This window comes from Bacillus sp. ok061, from assembly GCF_900108285.1.
Taxonomy (GTDB): Bacteria; Bacillota; Bacilli; order Bacillales; family Bacillaceae_G; genus Bacillus_A; species Bacillus_A thuringiensis_S.
Genome location: NZ_FNUW01000040.1, coordinates 1 through 18550 on the forward strand (window position 1 = coordinate 1; position 18550 = coordinate 18550).

An 18550-nucleotide genomic window follows, 5' to 3' on the forward strand; every position below is an offset into this window, starting at 1 on the left:
TGTGTGTACTTATGAAGTATGTCTTAAGTACATTTTGATACCTTTTGAAGTAGTTTACGCTGCAAAGAATATACTATATCTAAAGCTGTACCTTTCGAAACACTTCACAGACGTATAAAGAATTCTTTTATCTTTATAAGTATGAAAATAAAAACTATTCGAAAAAGTTATACTTTATCAATACTAGTTTTTTTCATCTTATATTAAAATGAAAATACCCTTTCAAAGTATCGTAACTCCTTTCGTAAATCATGGAAGGAGTTTTTTTATTCATAAAGGTATAATAAAAAGAAAATATTTAAAATAAACCCACATATTTTCACATGACATGAAAATACTAATACTTGTTTTAGTACTTTAATTCCAAAGTATTAAAACAGGATTACTAACTGCGATACTAGGAGGATGTTACTATGAATATTCGTGAAGGATTAATTCCAACTACATTAGGTACAGCAGTTACAGCTGCGGGTTATGCTTTGAAGCAAACTCGTGGATCTAATAAGATGATTGCAAATACCGTATTTGGATTTGGCTTAGCTCACGTTGTTTTAGGTGTAATTGATCTTGTAGAACATCGTCGTTAGAAGAAAAGGCAAGCACATTTTGATGCTTGCCTTTTTAATATCGTCAGTGTGTATTATTTTTGTTTATAGATTTCTCGAGCTCTTTATTTATAGTGTTTTGAAAGTAAACTTTTGTTGTTAATCTTGCTGAAAATAGCTAAAGTCCGATAAGGTTAATGAAATTAATGTTTTGAAAGTAAACTTTTGGATAAAAGTTTACATTGGAGTTTTGAATCATTTATAGCTAATTTCCCAATAAATTTCTCAATATAGATATATATGTTATTTATGGTTTTATATAGAAGGTTAATGAAAAATATATTATTATAAAAATTAAGCTGCTGTCATTTGTTTTTCCCTTACGCTAAAGATAAGATCATACTCTCCGATCTTATCTTTTTCATTTGTAGATTCGTAATAGGGGTCACCATATCAAAAAAAGAAAATTGTACGTTTAGACACAATTTGGACACAAATTAACCGATTCCCTGTACGTTAAGGAATCGGTTATTCAATTTATCATTTTTTTATAGAGTTTTTCTCTCGTAATGGTCTTAGGTTATTGAAGCTTGCTTTTTGGTTTAAATTCCAAACATAATCACCTGTCAACGTAATATGTTCCCATCCAAGTGGAGATATATGTTGTAAATATTCTTCTGGAATGTCCATGCCTTTTGCACGTAATGCATCTACTGCACGTGATATATATACCGTATTCCATAATACGATTGCTAAAATAAGAAGTTGCAAGCCACTTGCTCTATGTAATTGATCCTCATAAGAACGATCACGAATTTCACCTAATCGGTTAAAAAATACAGCTCGAGCAAGTGCATGTTTTGCTTCACCTTTATTTAAGCCAACCTGTACACGTCTTCTAAGCTCAGGACTCTGCAACCATTCTAATGTATATAATGTTCTTTCAATCCTTCCTATCTCACGCAAAGTTACAGACAAGCTATTCTGTCTTGGATGGGCTGCAAGCTTTTTAAGAATAAGAGAAGCTGTGACTGTTCCATTACGAACAGAACTAGTTAATCGTAATAAATCATCCCAATTTTCTCTTATTTTCTTTGTATGAATTGTTCCACCGATCATAAATTCTAGATGCGGTCGATTTAAGGGCTTTTCAAACGTATAAATTTTATTTTTACTAAACGTTTTAATTCTAGGAGCAAATCGAAATCCTAACATATGACACATGGCAAAGACATGATTTACAAAGCCCGCAGCATCTGTATAATGTTCTTCAATTTCCAAATCTGTTTCATGATATAGTAGGCCATCAATAATATGTGGCGCTTCTTCTGAAGAACTAATAACTTGTACATAAAATGGGGCGTATTGATCTGAGATATGGGTATAAAAACTTAATCCTGGATCCCTACCATGCTTTGCATTTACTTGTGCTAACGGACTAGACTGACCACCAGCTCTAAAGAATTGTCCATCAGAAGATGAAGTCGAACCATCTCCCCAATGAGAAGAGAATGGATATTTATGCTGAAAATCAGTGATTGCTCCAAGTGCTTTGGAGTAATTTTCATCCCTTATATACCAATCCGATATCCAAGCTAATTGTGTATAAGATATATTTGGACATGCATCTGCCATCTTTGAAAGACCAAGATTAATTCCATCAGCCAAAATAGCTGCGAATAATACAGATTTATCCTTTGGCTCAGTTTGGGTATGAAGATGAACAAAATGTTTACTAAAATGGGTCCAGCTATCTACTTCTACCAATAGATCTGTTAATGTAATGCGGGGTAATACACTATAAATAAGTCTAGTTAGATCTTCGACCTCATCCGGAATCATTTTCTTTAAAGATGCAATTTGTATTTTATCTGCATAGATTTCAACATCTGGCAATAATTGATTTTGAATTAAATGATTTACCTTAGTGAGTTGCTCTTCCATTAACTCAAATCGTTCCTGTAAATACTGATCTATGTTGGTTGGGATTGTTAGTGGAACTTGATGTTTCTCCTTTAATTCTTTCCATTTTTCTGGAGGTAAAAGATATTCTTCAAAATCCTTATATTGTCTACTTCCTACAACCCACATGTCCCCAGAACGAAGATGATTACATAATTCCGAAAAGATACCGAACTCATAGTAATGACGATCAATACCATTTTCTTTCATTACATGCTTGAACCATTTCGATTTGAGAAAATCCATTGGAGCTGTTTCAGGGATTTTTCTTTTTCCTGTTTGGTTTATTTCTTTCAACATCTCTAGGGCTTGAAATAAAGTATGGCTCGCTTTAGAGGCTTTAAATACATACGTACTTAATAATCTAGGGGCAAACTTCCGAAAATGCCCATAATGATTGTCTAATAGATCTAAATAGTCAAATTCTGCTGGTCTGGCTAGTTCTTCAGCCTGTTCTACTGATTGTACAAATTGTTCCCATGAAATAATAGATTGTAAAGATTCAAATGGGTCTTGTTCTAATTCTTTTGCTTCAATTAAAGCCTTTCCAACTTTTGCGTATAAACGAACCTTTTCATTAATCGCTTTTCCGTCCTTTTGAAAATGTTCCTTATGTTTCTTTTCTCCACGATTAAACATTCTACCCATTAGTTTTTCAAGCATCTCTATTCCCTGATCTGTTAAAAAAGCATATATATGAATGAGAAAAGCCATAAGAGTTGCATGTCGTTTGAGCTCATGAAACCTAGATAAATGTTGATTAGAATAACGTGATCCTTCACGTGCCATCTGTAGCAATCTATTCTGATGCACTTCTCTGCCGTTCTCTAAAGGTAAATTTAATTTTTGAATAAACTCTATTCGATCCATAATCTTGTGAAAATTTTTTACAGAAACAACACCTGAAGGTTGCCGAAGCCATGATAAATACGAAAACTTGTATCCTTTTCCTACACTTAATAACTTGTCTAGTTGCTTACATTGAGAAGAAGTAAGATTTCTTGTTAATTGTTTAAAAATCTTTCTATGTGCTCGTTCACGTACAGCCCATGCTACATGTTCAATTGCATATATGGCTGGAAGAATGATTTTTCTTTTCCTCATTTCTGTAATAAGAGCCTCTACTAAAAGATGGCCTTGATCTGTTTTCATTGCCATTGGGAGAAGCCAACGTGCTAGCTCTCGATATTCTTTTAAAGTAAATGTCCGAAATCCTAATGTATTTCTGATTTTACTCAAATGTTCTCGCCGCGTTGCATCACGCCCACGTGCATAGTTCTGTATAGCTGAAGGTAAAATTCTTAGTTGTTTAGCAACTGTATGTACAATAAAATCTGGAATTGTTTCATTTGCAGATAATGGTCTCCCAGGAAAGCGTAAGTAAGCAATTTGTATGGCAAAACCTAATCGATTGGCAGCACCGCGTTGTTTATTTATAATTTGCAATTCTTCATCAGATATTGTGTAATATCGTAGAATTTCTCTCTCGTCCATATGCTCAGGAACTTCATAAAAGTATTCCCTTTGTTCTACAGTAAGAAGCTCTCTCGTTTTCAACTTCCCATTTCCCTTCGTACAGTTGTAGTATTTATTGTAGGGGTAGTTAAATATTTCAGAAATTAAAATTATTCATATTTAAGTAGATAAAATATATATAATAGAATGTGCCTAGTTAACAGTTACATATGCAACTGTCATCGCCCTCCTATGCTAAAGGGCTCCTCTTTTCATTGCATTTCTATTTTGTCCTCCTTAACATGTATTGAGGTTTTTTCATGAAATTATATGCAAACAAAAAGAAAAGCGAGCTCTTTTATCTCGCTTTTCTTATATACAAGGGATTTAATGACAGATTATTTATAGTATACAATAAATATGTACAACATATATCCATTTTACTATTTTCTCAATACCGATTTTGATACTATTACATTATATTTATTATTATATATTTACTATATGTTTTTTAGACTAAAAAACATACGGACCGAACTTTTTATGTTAATTAGACTACATGGTTGTAAGAAAGGATTGTTGGTAGAATGGTATTTACAGATTTAGAACGCTCTCTACAACAGGGGTTTCTCACTGATATTCGAGGAATTGTTCGTACGCTTCTTCAGGATATGGACTATGTTGTTGTAGAGGAAGATAGATCTTTTATTACGGATGCGTTTGTCGAGCAAGTAATGGTCTATCTAGAAAAAACACGTTTTTTTCAGAAGTGGATAGAAGTGGATTTTTCTACTGTTGAGCTAACAGAGCTATTGCAACAGATGGAACACTCTATGCGGAGAAGAAAGTCTACCTTAAGACAGCGGAACTATTTTAACAGTTTACTATATGATTTAAGTCTGCGAGAAGGTATTCCAAAGGATTATTTATGTATGAAAAAGAGACTATTGCAATTGGAGCATCTGAAGGAACAGCAGAAAAAGGAAAAACTTCAAAATTCGGTCTCTACGAAGCAAATTAAAGTATGAAAAATTTCTTGTAGGAAAACGTTTGGACGCACATTAGAAATACCAGAGAATATAAAACAGAGTGAAGTAAATGAGTTATTTAGTAAGATACATCGGAAACAATGTAAGATACAAAGAGGAAATAGGGAGAATTTTGAGGAATAATATAGTTATAAGAATATAGATACTTAGATGAAGCCCTTGCATATATAAAACATTGGCGGAACAAATAGATGATATTAGGTTATAAAAAACGTTCATCCAAAAAGGGGAAGAGATTATGCCAAAAGCTTTCTATATGGATATTGAGTATTATGAGAGACCTGCAGATATATTGCGGATACTTGGACATCCTATGCGTTTGATGATTGTTCGAGAATTAATTGCGAAAGGTCCATTAAATGTATCCGAGTTACAGAAGTTACTACGTGTTCCACAATCTACAATGTCACAGCAGTTAATAAAGTTAAAACAGTTTAAGATCGTTTCCTATGAGCGAAAAGGAAATGAGGTTTATTATATAGTGAGTGACGAAAAAGTGATTGAGAGCATGAAGAGAATAGAAGGTTTGCAACAGTGGACGTAAGAAGACCTGGAGAATATTTCTACAGATTGAGATAAACTTTTTATAGTATATATGGTTTTAAAATAATGTAAACAATTACGCGATATGTGGAATATTCTATTTGTAAAAAAAGGAGGGCATGCTTATGAAAGCAACAGGTATTGTAAGAAAAGTAGATAATTTGGGACGAATTGTAATACCAAAAGAAACAAGAAAAACTTTACAGGTGGAAACAAGCGATGCTTTAGAATTTTTTGTAGAAGAAGATGCGATTGTTCTACAAAAATATACACCTCATGGTACTTGTCCTATCACAGGAGAAATATCTTCAAGGAATGTAAAACTAGTAGGCGGAAAGCTGACGTTGAGTCCAGAGGGGCTAAAACAACTGTTAGCTGAACTAGAACAATACAAAGTAACTGTATGAGAAGAATAGGGGGAGAATTCATTGGAAACGAAATTACAATCATTTCAAAAGGATAGAGGTAAGAACATACTATTTTCACAGGAACACTTATTACAAGAAGCGTTTCAAAAGAAGAAGGATATCACGTTAATCCTGTTAAAAGGACTACATATAAAAGGAATAATAAGAGGATATGATACTTTTTCTATTTTAATAGAATATGAGGGGAAACAACAGCTTGTATATAAACATGCAATCTCCACGATTCGATTCTAAAGCCCACGGACAGGACGTTCACACATTTGCCGGTACCTGACCCCTTAGAAAAATAACTAAGGGTATAACTTTTATGTTATAATTCAATACTCAGCTAATATTTATACTATACAACGACGTCTAAACTAGAAGTAGAAAAACCCAACCCTATTCTATATAGATATGGGTTTTTCTACTTCTAGTTTATCATATAAAACCCAACATGAAGCGGAGAGAATGGTACTATGTATCCTAAGTTTTTTGATAAAATGGCCTTTTCAAAGGAGCATAAAGATTTATTAATTCAGTTGTATAATAAAGAAATTACAAGAAATGAGTATAATCGTGTATTAAACAATCTATATGAGACAAAGCATAAGGTAAATGAAAATAAGAACCCAGATAAAGTGCTGGGTTCTGCTGCAAAGTTTTTTTAACAGATAAAAACCTGGTATGATTACAGTTTACTCTTTTTTTCATAAATATTACTCCGATTTGAAATATGAAAGTAAGACTTCTAAAATGTTAGGTCTTAGAAGTCTTAGATTTTCCATATATGGGTCTTGCAATATTATCTTTCTTGTCCTTCTGTTTGATTCGCTTGGAATTCCATTTTCATCGCAATACTATCTCCCTGGAACATATTCTGATCCATATTATTATCTTCGAAGATAAACTTTATCCAGAACCAATCCATCTTACCCGCCTTTAATCCACCCGTCTCTGCCCATTTTGCAAGGAATACTTTATGAGACGTGACTTCCGGATTTTGTGATTTTAATTCTGCAAGAGTTGTTTCGTATACAGGACTTTTAGCTGGATCCCAATCCCAAAGAAATTGTACTTTAATATGTTTACCGAAATCGTCTTCCTGATTATCTCGTTTTAAATCGTTCACGGTATAATCCACTTTCATTAGAACATCTTTAATATCTAACGTACCACTATTTTTTAAATTGAATTTCTTTAAAATTTTATCCCCAGGTTTTAAATTATCTAAATTGAGAGAAGTGGTAGGCTGCATAGCAAGATCTAATGTCCCCGCGGCTAATGTGTTATTCGTCACAACTTGATCACTAAAATACGCATATGTCCCCCCACCAATTAAAGATAAACCAAGAGCGGCTGAAACCACTCCCATACCTAATTTCTTTTTCAAAGACATGTTTTATTCCTCCCTATAGTATTTTTCCCTATTAAATCAAAAACCTTTCCTCATACAGGTGTAACATAAATTTGAATTTTTTTATTGATTATAAGATACACCTATATTGAAAAAATCACAGGAATATTCTTTATGTATTAGGATCGCGTGTCCGTCGACATAAGAAACTTTATTTCCCCAATTATCAAAAAATCTTATTCTTTCTAAATAAGTTAAATAGAAAGAGCGAAGAAGTAACCGATAAAAAAGAGACTAAAAAAATATTTCGTAGTCTCCTTTTTGATTTTACTTATTGAACCATAGCAGATACGATTACAGTAAATTCAGAGGTAGCATTCTTAGGGTTAGCAATATAAAGAGATCTTTTTGATATAACACTTGTCCGATTGCCACTTAATACACCAGAGAAATGAGTAGGATCCGTTGCAGCGGACTTATCTTCCATTACATTAAAGCTAATAAAATCCGGATCTCCGCCACCTATAACCTCCCATTTCAAATATTTTGTTCCTGCAGGAAGATTCTCAGTACTAAAGTTACCACTTGAACGATTTTTCTGTCCTGGTTGTGGCTCTTTACCTGATCTTACTCTTGCAATCTCTACTGTCGCTTTTGTTTCCATATCCATTCCCCATTTCATAATAATTGTATATTTTAGTTAGGTTACTACAGCAACCTAACTAAAATATACAATTTGTAGAAAAAAATGGGTATTGAGAAATATTACGGCGTCTTTACTCATAAATTAAAGCATATATGTTTATGCCAACTAATGATGTAGCATTCCTAACATTATTAATGTACATTTCTTTATTTGGTACCACTTCAGTTCGATTTTCATGTAAAACATCACTAAAAATAAGTTCATCCATGTCCCAAAATTTATCTTCCATTACGTCAAATAGAATATCATCTAAATCGCCACCACCTGCCAATTCCCATTTTAAAAACCTTGTGCCTTCGGGTAAATTTGCAGTGCTAAATAACTGACCTGGATATATAGTTGTTACCAATTGCCTCTTTTTTATCTTCATGTTCATTAGCCCCTTTTCCAATAAGCATCATTTACTAAAATATATATTTTTTAGAGGTATTTAGGTATTGATAAAATCTACAGAATACTTATTATTGGTGAATGCGAAAACATAAAGATAGTCTAAAAAAATTACTTTATTAGGTTGAGATTTTTTAATCGTTTAAAAAGGTATACCTTTACAAACTATAGGACCCTATCTAGGAAACGTTGAAACATCAAGTTTATAAAGGTGATTCAAATCACTTTGTAAACGTTTATTTTTAATGAATACCTTTATAAACAAATATGATATAATTGTGGTAACAAATGTAAGGAGAATACAAAACGTGGCAAATATTTATGGATATATACGTGTAAGTACAAAAGATCAAAATGAACAACGTCAATTACATAAGATGATGGAACGCGGAGTGGAAGCTCGACGCATTTTTGTCGATAAAGCAAGTGGACGACATTTTGATCGCCCTCAATATCAATTATTACGAAAGATATTAAGTACAGGTGATATTGTTTACATAGATGCCTTAGATCGTATGGGCCGCAATTATGATGAGGTAATTTCAGAATGGAAGTATATAACAAGAGAATTACAAGCGGATATCGTAGTTTTAGAAAATGAAACCTTGTTTGATAGTCGGAAATTTCGTGAGATGGGTGATATGGGCCGATTAATGGAAGATCAATTTTTATCTTTGCTTTCCTATGTTGCGGATCAAGAACGTAAAAAGATTCGTCAGCGACAAGCGGAAGGTATTGCTGTAGCTAAATCTCAAGGAAAGCACTTAGGGCGTCCTCAACTTAATCTTTCAACATTAAGCCAAAAGCAACTATTTATAATAGAAGAAACTTATCCAAAATGGAAAAATAGAGAAATTACTGGGGGTGAATTTATGGAGCTATTAGAACTAAAGAAAAATACTTTTTATAAAATAATCAAAGAATATGAACAAAACACATTATAATCTAAAGAAAATAAGCCGAATGTTCCTTAAAGTAGGAAATCCGGCTTATTTTATGTCGAATTTTAATTAGTCTATACTTTCATTAAGATGTAAATGCTTCCTCTAATTCACTCACTTTTTGTGTTTATCATATTTGTTTACTAAATTTGATATTGTATCAACAATAAAGATTATAACAAAGCTTATTAATGAAAATACAATTAAATTTTTTAAAGCATTTATTAAATCCCTATCCTCAAAGAATTTAAATAAAACTGTTGGGAAGATAAATATAAACAGGAATAGGAATTTTTTTCTTAATGGTGATTTACTATTGATGATATATATTCCTCCTTTTTTACTTGTATAGTTAAATAAATAGATTAATCATTTAATTCATTATTCATTTTTAAAGATTTTTTGGCATTTGTTTTATTTATCAAGTAGATTGCTATACCGAAAAATATACTAGTAATTATATTTGAAGTCCATGAAAACGGACTATTTATGACATAACCCGATCCACTAAAAACAATAAAAAAGATTATACTTTGTAAAATTGTATTTTTTAAAAGTTTCTTTTTGTTTTTCTCTAAGTCTGTCTCTGAAGTAATATTAATGAAGTCAATGTTACTTTTAGAAATTCTAATAGTTATATATCCACAAAAAATTATAAATAGTGTTAAGCAGACAATAATATCAGTGGAAATTTCTTTCAAATATATAGTTTTTATAGTTAAGTATAAAAAATTTATTAACATAACTAAAATACCTGCTTCTGCTATATATTTTGTATATGCTTTTTCTTGATACTCATCATTTGATTTTTGACCTAAGATGATTTTTTCTATAATTGTTTTCATTTAATTTCTCCTTCCCAAAATAAATCGTTTAATGTTTTATCTAAGGCTATACAGATAGACATACAGAGTTTTAAAGATGGATTATACTCTTCTTTTTCAATTAATCCAATGGTTTGTCTACTTACATTGACTAAGTCAGCAAGTTGTTTTTGTGTTAAACCTTTTTCAATACGTGTTAATTTCATTTTCATATTCAATATAAGATTCCTCCGATGGAATATATATTTGTCCTTGTGTTATTTATATATTACATCGCTTTTTATATAAATGTCAAATGATTGTTAGTGAACATTATTTTATTGGTCGAATTATATTAAATTTTATTTTCTGTAATATAAGTAAATCCCCCTAATTATTTTTAATTAGGGGGATTTACTTATATTACTTAATCATTTAAATAGCATAATGCAGCGCCTGTTACTCCGCCACCTAGAGCACCCCATGGGCCTCCCATAGAACCAATGATAATTCCACCAGCAGCTTCAGCAGCAGCTTTTTTCCAAGTGCAGCCTCCGCCATTAATGTTTTCTAATTCTTCTTCTGATAGTTGTGTAAGGGTATTATTAATTTCTTTCATTTATATCAGTCCTTTTATTTTTTATTCTCCAAGACAAGTAATTGCGCCAGCAGCAGCTCCGATATGAGCTCCAACAAATGCGCCACCTGCTGTACCTAATCCCATTGTTGCAGCAGCACCAGCAGCACCACCTGCGAAGATACCTTTAACAACGCCTGCTCCAATTTTATTAAGGCAGCTTCCACCTGCTGAGATTTCTAGAAGCTCTTTTTCTGTAAGTTGTTCTGTCATTTCATTGATTTTCATAATGTTATTCCCCTTTGATATATAATTTTAGATTGCTTTATATGATTTAATTATTTTATACATAAATCAAAATATAACAATCGTTATATTTAAAATAACATAAATTACCTGAAAAAGGATGTAATATGCAAAATTGCATATTACATCCTTTTTTTATATATTTATATATAATTAAATTATATATACGAATGTAAAGAGAAGAGGCTGTGATTGTGTTTAAAAAAAAGTTCACTTGTATTAAACAACAGGATTTAAAAGATTGTGGGCCAGCATGTCTTGCAATGATTTCTCGTTATTATGGTTTTACTATGTCTATATCAAAAATTAGAGAAATAGCTGGTACGGATTTAGAAGGAACCAATATAAAAGGCTTAATAGAAGCTGGAGAGAAATTAGGTTTTGGAGTAAAAGGAGTAAAAGCTACAAATTTTGAAGCATTAGAAAAAATCACCTTACCTGCTATTGCACATGTAGTGATGGGAGGAGGGTTACTTCATTATGTAGTAATTTATAAAATTAAAAATAATAAAATTTATATTGCAGATCCTGAGAAAGGATTTGTCACATACTTATTAGAAGAGTTCGGTCAAATATGGACTGGCATTTTAGTTCTTATGACGCCTACTGAGAATTTCCAAAAAGGTAAGGCATTACAAAGTACACTTTCTCGTTTTTTATTTTTACTGAAACAACAAACTAATTTATTAGTACCTTTATTTTTTGCTTCTATTTTCTTTAATTTATTTGGATTATTGGGAGCCTTTTATTTTAAATTTTTAATTGATGATATTGTGACGAATCAGTTATTACAGACGCTTCATATTGTATCAATTGGAATTATTATATTGTATATCTTTAAGGTACTTCTTTCTTATTTTCGTACGCATTTGATCTTATATTTAAGCAGACGAATAGATATTCAATTAATGCTAGGCTATTATCGCCATGTTGTGGGATTACCGATAAACTTTTTTGAAACAAGAAAAATAGGAGAAATTATTTCTAGATTTATGGATGCAAGTAAAATAAGGGATGCGCTATCAACAATAACAGTGACATTAATGATTGATACAGTAATGGTGACATTAGGCGCTATTTTATTATATATACATAGTCCAGTTTTATTTGGCTTTACTTTATTATTAATACCTTTTTATATAGGTATTATTTTTGCCTTTCATAAGCCATATCAATCTATTAATAGAGAAGAAATGGAGAGTAATGCAAAGTTGAATTCTTATTTAGTAGAATCTTTAAATGGGATCGCAACTATAAAGTCTTATAACGCTGAAAAAGAAGTGTTTTTTCAAACTGAAAGTCGTTTTGTTAATTTATTAAAGCATGTATTTAAAAGAGGAATGCTATCTAATTTGCAAGTTTCTATTAAGATTGGACTTGAGTTAATTGGAGGGACAGTTATTCTTTGGATTGGTGCTATGCAAGTATTAAAAGGAAATATGACAATAGGTGAATTAATTACATATAATGCACTCTTAGCTTATTTTTTAAATCCAATTGAAAATTTAATTGGAATTCAACCTACTATGCAATCTGCATTAGTTGCTGGAGAAAGATTAAATGAGATTTTTGATTTAGATCAAGAAAAAAGTCAAAAAGAGGATAATAAGGTATCTCCTAAACAATTATCAGGTAAGATTGAATGCTCAAATGTTACATTCCGTTATGGAACACGCAAGGATGTTTTAAATAATATAAGTTTTTCTATTGAACCAGGTAGTCAAGCAGCTTTTGTAGGGGAAAGTGGTTCTGGAAAAACAACAATTTCAAAATTATTAATGCATTATTATGAATCACAACAAGGGGATATATATTATGATGATTACCACATTAAAGAGATAAATCGTACTGCACTACGAGATCGAATTGCATATGTTTCTCAAGAATCATTTTTCTTTAGTGCTTCTATTTATGAAAACTTATGTTTTGGCTTAGAACAAAAAGTTACTTTGGAAGAAGTTATACAAGTATGTAAGCAAGCTTGTGTACATGAGTTTATTAGTGAATTGCCATTACGATATGAAACTTTTTTAGAAGAAAATGCATCAAATTTATCTGGTGGACAAAGACAACGTTTAGCAATTGCACGGGCATTATTAAAGAAACCAGACATTTTAATATTAGATGAAGCGACAAGTAATTTAGATTCTACAACTGAAAAACATATTACAGATATGTTAAAAGAATTAGGTTCACAAGGAGTAACCGTGATTATGATTGCTCATAGATTGAGTACAATTCAACATGCAAGCCAAATCTTTGTAATGGAAAAAGGGAATATTATAGAGCGTGGCTCTCATGAGGAATTATTATTCTATAAAGGTGAGTATTATCGCCTTTGGAAGAATCAAACGGTTCATGTCGAACATATAGAATCGCAATCATATGTAATGGGAGATAACCAATATGAGTAAAATCTATTCTTTTGATCAATTAACGGATAGTGTGGAATTATTGGAAAGAAAGCCTCCTCGTTTTATTGCTGGATTACTCGTTTTTCTTTTGATGAGTTTATTTACTTTTTTAATCTGGGCTTATGTCAGTAGAGTAGATATTGTAAGTAAGGGAACGGCAATGATACAAGGAAAATCAGACATAAGTGTGTCTCGTACTCAAATTGTAGGTGTGGTAGATACAATCAATGTAAAGTCTGGTAACGAAGTGAAAAAAGGAGATATTTTACTCCAGTTAAAGAATCAGGAATTAACAGATAAACAAAACCAGATCGACCAAATTGTACAACATTTAGAAAAACAAAAGGGAATGTTAGAGCAATTGAAAGAGAGTATCCGGTCTCATAAATCTTCTTTTCCTGATGATGTGGATAAAAAAATAAGAGAAGAATATCAGGCTTATGATCAAAGATATCAATCTATACAAAATGAAAATGACAATGAAATAAAAAAAATAGAGAATAGCAAATTTTCAAACGAACAAGATGAAATTTTACAAGGACTAATTGCAGAAAGAGAAAATATCCAAAGGGAAATAGACACAATTGAAAAACAAAAAACAAAAGAAAATATAGTAGAAGATCAAAAACAAGTAATGAATGATAAAAAAGGGAATTTAGAATCTCAACAAAACAGTGTAGAAAAGCGTATCCAACAACGAAAAGAAGCTTTAGAGCATGAAAGAACAAAAATTGATGTTACTAAAGAAGGGAAACAAGAACAAAAGAAAGATGCTTTAAATCAATATAAAGACGAGTCTATGATTTCAGTGAATCAACGTATTCAATCCCTAGAACAAGAACTATTTATTAAAAGGCAAGAGTTAGATGGACTCCGTCATCAAAATGAAACAGCAATCATAAAGGCACAAAAAGACGGGATTGTACAATTTCCTTCTATCTTGCAACAAGGGGATTTAATTAATCCTGGCCAAGAGATTGTTTCAATTATCCCAAAAGAAGAACAAAAAAAAGTAAGAATCTTATTACCAGCTCAAGAGATAAAAGGAATAAAAAAAGGGGATAAAGTACAATATTCATTTAAGTTACAAAAAACAGATAAACAAATGGGACAAATAACATATGTATCAGCATATCCTACTTTTGATAAAGATACGAAAGGGTATATGTATGAACTAGAAGCCACAATTGATACAAAAGATTTACAAGAACTACATACAGGAATGATTGGTAGAGTATCTGTCATTACAGGAGAAGAACCGGTATGGAAATTTATTTTAAGAAAACTAGATTTTATTTCTAATTAAAAGGGTTAAAAATAGATTCATATAAGGGGACATAATTAATTATGAAAAAGTATTTTTCTATTATAAGCATGTTGATTTTATTAATGGGGGGTTTTCCTTTTTCAATTACATATGCACAAGAAAAAAACATCAATTTAAGCAATATTGAGCAAATGACTAGTACTTTCAATGATAATACTAATCTAGAAGAAAAAATCAGTTATATTAGAAATAGTGATTTGAAAAATTGGTCAGTTAAAGACATAAATCAGGCTTTAGATAAAATAGATAATTTAAATCTGAGTATAATGGAGCGCGCAAGTTTAAAGAGAGAGGTAATACGATCTTCAGGATTTTCTAATTTTGATTTTAAAGGAACAAATTCAGATGTATTAGCATTTAAGGAGTTAAAAATAGAAATTATAGAGACTGATAAGCCACTTACATTATATAGAAGAAGCAAGGCTGGTGAACCAGAATCTAAATATGGCCTTGGCTATTGGTGGGGAGATAAAGAAAGAAATATTGAAGAAACTAGAAATGAGTTAGCCGTATTAGAAGTTTGGGGGAATCCGCTCAATACACAATATACAATTAAGGTACCCAAAGGGACGAGAATACTTAAAGGATTTACAGCTTCTCAAACTCAATATCTTAAAGAAACAAGTGTAATTCAAGAATATAGAGAAGGTGGAGCTATGCAATATTGGATTAATAAGATAGATAACAGTTGGCTGCAATAAAGGAGGATAACGTGACGAAAGATCAAGAATTTATAAATTTAGCTCTAGATTGTGAGTGTATTCTAAAACAAAATATTCCGAGTAATCCTGACGATGCTAAAAGATATCATTTAATGTTAAACGAACTTACAGGATTAAGAATGACCATAAAATCAAACCAATTAAATGAAAAGTTATATTATTTATCAATTACACAGATGCTTGAAAAAGATGATCCAGAAGAAGTATTACAAGCTGTTTTAAAACTAAATACATTTTATTGTAACTACTATCAACATTTATAAAATTAGTAACCCAATAAACTTGAGCATATATTATTTATAAATAACATGGGTTATAGTGAAAGGCACTCGAAAGGGTGCCTTTTCTTTAGAAAAATTAACCTAATAAGAAAGATGGTCTTAACGTAGAGCATACGCCTTAAAATATGTCTAAATTGTGTCTAAACGTACAATTTTCTTTTTTTGATATGGTGACCCCGATTAGCTCATTCAATAAGAGAAGGAACAGTCTCAGCATCCCTTATTATGGGGAAATTAGGTTCTTATTCAAGACAAAACAGCTTAGCTACAGCCTTACGTGAAATGAGGCGAATAGAAAAAACAATCTTTATTCTTAATTACATTTCGGATGAATCTCTAAGAAGAAAAATACAAAGAGGATTGAAGAAAGGAGAAGCCATGAATGGACTGGCAAGAGCTATTATTTTTGGAAAACAAGGAGAACTTAGGGAACGAACCATGCAGCATCAATTGCAAAGAGCCAGTGCTTTAAACATAATTATCAATGCCATCAGTATTTGGAATACCTTACATCTAACAAAAGCAGTTGAATATCAAAAACGGTCAGATAGTTTTAATGAAGGGGTAGCACGCACATTTTAACGTTTTTATACTCTAAGGGATTCTCAAAACTCAATAACACAATCTGAATTGAGATTTTGATTTAAAGATGAGTTTTGAGACACTATTCAAGCTATTTTCAGCATATTTAAAGTTGAAGTTCCTTTGTCTCAAATACCTACGTTTTTGAGATTGACGATATCGCTTAGAGTAGTAAAATCAACGTTTTCTCTTGTCGAATTTTGCTTAGCGTATATTTTCGTTAAAATGTTGGCGGTACGCCAAAAACAAAGGAATAAATTAATTGTAAAATTTCATGTACCAAATTAAATATTAAAAACAATAAACAGCACAACAAGGGGATTCTCTGTGGTGTATCCAACTGATAGGGACACTATCCTCCTCCAATAAGCATAAAATCATTCAACAAACACATCTCAAAAAGTGTGTGTACTTATGAAGTATGTCTTAAGTACATTTTGATACCTTTTGAAGTAGTTTACGCTGCAAAGAATATACTATATCTAAAGCTGTACCTTTTGGGAATATGAAATTTAGGTGGATACTTAATAAAAGTTATTGTACTCGTCTCAATTACCGTTAATTAGTAAAAATGTTATTATATATTTGTAATTATCGAAATAATAAGAGAGAAGGGGTTGTTTTGGAAACCAAGCTTATGCAAACAGAGAAGAAAATTGATTCGAAATCTCTTTTAGCTTTAGGATTATTAATTATTTCTGGAATTTTATATCAATGTATCGCATTTATAGCGGGTAATATACCTGAATTATTGACAAAAATTTTTGAAGTTTCATGGAATCTTGTATTATGTGGAATTATAGGATACTATTTTTTAGGGAAAATATCTTTAGAGCAATTCAAGCATTTTAAATTTAAGACATTACTCTGGGGGGTACCTTTAACAATTATCGTTGGCATGGGTTTAGGCGCAATATATGGCTATATTTTTGAACCTCCAACTACAAATTCTGTTGCTCAAGTAATAAGTATTTCGATGATTTTAATCCGTGTACCATTTATGTTAATGGGTGAAGAATTACTATGTACTAACACAATTATCGCATTACAAAAATTAGGATTAAAATTTGGTACAGCATCGATAATATGTAGTGTTCTGTTTGCTTTGTGGCATATTCCTGCTTATGGTTTTGTACCAATACAATTATTGATAACTATAGTACCTGTTAGGTTATTACTGAATTATATATGGAAAAATTCAAAGAGCGTTTGGGTAAGTTGGATTTGCCACCTTGCTTACGACATTGTTGGATTTTTGCCAATGCTTTTTAAATAAAAAAATAACGGTACTTATTCTTATTCAGAACATGTAGGAATAGCACCACATCGCTATCAAGCTAATAAAATCAAGGATTTGAAAGTGAACAGTTCCTACATATTCATACAGGTCCAGGTAAACAACATGATCGCACTTACGGCTCTCTGTGTGTCCCAACTGTGACAGCAAATGATTTATGTATCCGAGATTTAGGTTATTTTAATTTAAAAGACCTTCAAGATATACAAAATAAAGAGGCCTACTATATCTCTCGTATCAAGTCGAATACACGTATGTATCAAAAAAATCCTAACCCTGAGTATTTTCAGGATTGAAGGAGATCGTATATGATTATTCGAGAAATGAAAAAAGAAGACAATGCAAAAGTAAAAGAAATTATACAAGATTCATTAAACCACTTGGATTAGCGCTTCCTGGAACAGGTTATTTTGCTCCTCAACTTAATGACCTACACCAATATTATAATAATCTAAAACATGCGAACTATTGGGTAGTAGGAATGGAAGGAGAAGTTTTTGGTGGAATTGGTATAGCACCGTTTAACGAACATGATAAAGTTTGCGAGTTACAAAGGCTATACTTAATTCCAAAAGCACAAGGTTTAGGGTTTTCTAAGAAACTAATGGAAACAGCTTTTTCATTTGCATCTAAACACTATGACAAGTGCTATTTAGAAACAATGCATGAATTAAAAACTGCATGTCTATTATATGAAAAATTTGGATTTATACTTTTAAATGAACCCCTACCAGGTTCCGAACACCCCACTATGAATGCATGGTATATAAAATCTTTTTAAAATTAGGTGTATTAAACGCATCTATTAAAAGGAAAGTATTGAAGGCACTTTATTTTGACACAACTACAAACATGAATTTCAACTAAGCAATCAATTGCTTCTCTT

19 protein-coding genes and 4 pseudogenes are annotated in these 18550 nt (G+C 31.4%); 15 read left to right on the forward strand and 8 right to left on the reverse strand.

Annotated elements, in window-relative coordinates:
* The first annotated feature begins 413 nt into the window (after positions 1 to 413).
* Complete coding sequence (locus C4S65_RS30420) at positions 414 to 587, forward strand: hypothetical protein (RefSeq protein ID WP_001025956.1); 174 nt, start codon at positions 414 to 416, stop codon at positions 585 to 587.
* Between the two features lie 498 nt (positions 588 to 1085).
* On the opposite strand, the gene C4S65_RS30435 is transcribed toward C4S65_RS30420, so the two are convergent.
* Entirely contained in the window at positions 1086 to 4064 is a 2979-nt protein-coding gene (locus tag C4S65_RS30435; RefSeq protein ID WP_103945769.1) for a Tn3 family transposase, read from the reverse strand.
* 485 nt (positions 4065 to 4549) lie between these two features.
* Here C4S65_RS30435 and C4S65_RS30440 point away from each other — a divergent pair.
* The 5 genes and pseudogenes from C4S65_RS30440 (at position 4550) to C4S65_RS30460 (ending at position 6632) form a co-directional block, all read left to right on the forward strand.
* Positions 4550 to 5134 (forward strand): annotated as a pseudogene (locus C4S65_RS30440) (hypothetical protein).
* A gap of 115 nt (positions 5135 to 5249) precedes the next feature.
* A complete protein-coding gene (locus C4S65_RS30445; RefSeq protein WP_098206994.1) occupies positions 5250 to 5555 on the forward strand; it encodes a metalloregulator ArsR/SmtB family transcription factor in 306 nt (101 codons plus the stop codon).
* 124 nt (positions 5556 to 5679) lie between these two features.
* Positions 5680 to 5961, forward strand: a complete 282-nt coding sequence (locus C4S65_RS30450) for an AbrB/MazE/SpoVT family DNA-binding domain-containing protein (RefSeq protein WP_050845507.1) — start codon at positions 5680 to 5682, stop codon at positions 5959 to 5961.
* 21 nt (positions 5962 to 5982) lie between these two features.
* Positions 5983 to 6216: an RNA chaperone Hfq gene (hfq, locus tag C4S65_RS30455; protein WP_000448532.1), complete on the forward strand. Its 234-nt coding sequence runs from the start codon at positions 5983 to 5985 to the stop codon at positions 6214 to 6216.
* Positions 6217 to 6440: 224 nt separating this feature from the next.
* On the forward strand, positions 6441 to 6632 hold the full coding sequence (locus C4S65_RS30460) for a hypothetical protein (protein WP_098206993.1): 192 nt from the start codon (positions 6441 to 6443) through the stop codon (positions 6630 to 6632).
* A gap of 134 nt (positions 6633 to 6766) precedes the next feature.
* On the opposite strand, the gene C4S65_RS30465 is transcribed toward C4S65_RS30460, so the two are convergent.
* The 3 genes from C4S65_RS30465 to C4S65_RS30475 all read right to left on the reverse strand — a co-directional run bounded on the left by C4S65_RS30465 (position 6767) and on the right by C4S65_RS30475 (position 8394).
* On the reverse strand, positions 6767 to 7360 hold the full coding sequence (locus C4S65_RS30465; protein WP_000053744.1) for a TasA family protein: 594 nt from the start codon (positions 7358 to 7360) through the stop codon (positions 6767 to 6769).
* A gap of 289 nt (positions 7361 to 7649) precedes the next feature.
* Complete coding sequence (locus C4S65_RS30470) at positions 7650 to 7982, reverse strand: hypothetical protein (RefSeq protein ID WP_000448097.1); 333 nt, start codon at positions 7980 to 7982, stop codon at positions 7650 to 7652.
* 112 nt (positions 7983 to 8094) lie between these two features.
* Positions 8095 to 8394 carry a hypothetical protein gene (locus C4S65_RS30475; protein WP_103945770.1) on the reverse strand — a complete coding sequence of 100 codons (300 nt, stop codon included), beginning with the start codon at positions 8392 to 8394 and terminating at the stop codon, positions 8095 to 8097.
* A 298-nt stretch (positions 8395 to 8692) separates the two neighbouring features.
* Here C4S65_RS30475 and C4S65_RS30480 point away from each other — a divergent pair, with 298 nt between their 5' ends.
* Positions 8693 to 9358, forward strand: a complete 666-nt coding sequence (locus tag C4S65_RS30480) for a recombinase family protein (protein WP_103945782.1) — start codon at positions 8693 to 8695, stop codon at positions 9356 to 9358.
* A gap of 362 nt (positions 9359 to 9720) precedes the next feature.
* On the opposite strand, the gene C4S65_RS30485 is transcribed toward C4S65_RS30480, so the two are convergent.
* The 4 genes from C4S65_RS30485 to C4S65_RS30500 all read right to left on the reverse strand — a co-directional run bounded on the left by C4S65_RS30485 (position 9721) and on the right by C4S65_RS30500 (position 11023).
* Positions 9721 to 10200, reverse strand: a complete 480-nt coding sequence (locus tag C4S65_RS30485) for a DUF6773 family protein (protein WP_044796667.1) — start codon at positions 10198 to 10200, stop codon at positions 9721 to 9723.
* Positions 10197 to 10397 carry a helix-turn-helix transcriptional regulator gene (locus tag C4S65_RS30490; protein ID WP_172796617.1) on the reverse strand — a complete coding sequence of 67 codons (201 nt, stop codon included), beginning with the start codon at positions 10395 to 10397 and terminating at the stop codon, positions 10197 to 10199. The genes C4S65_RS30485 and C4S65_RS30490 overlap by 4 nt, the downstream gene beginning before the upstream one ends.
* 188 nt (positions 10398 to 10585) lie before the next feature.
* Positions 10586 to 10777 (reverse strand): Blp family class II bacteriocin, encoded by a 192-nt coding sequence (locus C4S65_RS30495; protein ID WP_002204987.1) that lies wholly within the window; start codon positions 10775 to 10777, stop codon positions 10586 to 10588.
* Between the two features lie 21 nt (positions 10778 to 10798).
* A complete protein-coding gene (locus tag C4S65_RS30500) occupies positions 10799 to 11023 on the reverse strand; it encodes a hypothetical protein (protein ID WP_002204986.1) in 225 nt (74 codons plus the stop codon).
* A gap of 212 nt (positions 11024 to 11235) precedes the next feature.
* Here C4S65_RS30500 and C4S65_RS30505 point away from each other — a divergent pair, with 212 nt between their 5' ends.
* The 8 genes and pseudogenes from C4S65_RS30505 to C4S65_RS30540 all read left to right on the forward strand — a co-directional run bounded on the left by C4S65_RS30505 (position 11236) and on the right by C4S65_RS30540 (position 18445).
* Positions 11236 to 13455, forward strand: coding sequence for a peptidase domain-containing ABC transporter (locus tag C4S65_RS30505; protein WP_044796669.1), 2220 nt, complete (start codon positions 11236 to 11238; stop codon positions 13453 to 13455).
* The gene (locus C4S65_RS30510) at positions 13448 to 14761 is read left to right on the forward strand and encodes an HlyD family efflux transporter periplasmic adaptor subunit (protein ID WP_103945771.1); all 1314 of its coding nucleotides are present in this window, start codon (positions 13448 to 13450) and stop codon (positions 14759 to 14761) included. Before C4S65_RS30505 ends, C4S65_RS30510 begins: the two co-directional genes overlap by 8 nt.
* Positions 14762 to 14802: 41 nt before the next feature.
* Positions 14803 to 15483, forward strand: coding sequence for a hypothetical protein (locus tag C4S65_RS30515; RefSeq protein WP_061659266.1), 681 nt, complete (start codon positions 14803 to 14805; stop codon positions 15481 to 15483).
* Positions 15484 to 15494: 11 nt separating this feature from the next.
* On the forward strand, positions 15495 to 15767 hold the full coding sequence (locus tag C4S65_RS30520; protein ID WP_061659267.1) for a hypothetical protein: 273 nt from the start codon (positions 15495 to 15497) through the stop codon (positions 15765 to 15767).
* 195 nt (positions 15768 to 15962) lie between these two features.
* Positions 15963 to 16328 (forward strand): annotated as a pseudogene (locus C4S65_RS30525) (Tn3 family transposase); the annotation flags it as partial.
* A 661-nt stretch (positions 16329 to 16989) separates the two neighbouring features.
* Positions 16990 to 17643: a CPBP family intramembrane glutamic endopeptidase gene (locus C4S65_RS30530; RefSeq protein WP_142391602.1), complete on the forward strand. Its 654-nt coding sequence runs from the start codon at positions 16990 to 16992 to the stop codon at positions 17641 to 17643.
* A gap of 89 nt (positions 17644 to 17732) precedes the next feature.
* Positions 17733 to 17957, forward strand: a pseudogene (locus tag C4S65_RS30535) (transposase); the annotation flags it as partial.
* A 15-nt stretch (positions 17958 to 17972) separates the two neighbouring features.
* Positions 17973 to 18445: pseudogene (locus C4S65_RS30540) on the forward strand (GNAT family N-acetyltransferase).
* Positions 18446 to 18550 lie beyond the last annotated feature (105 nt).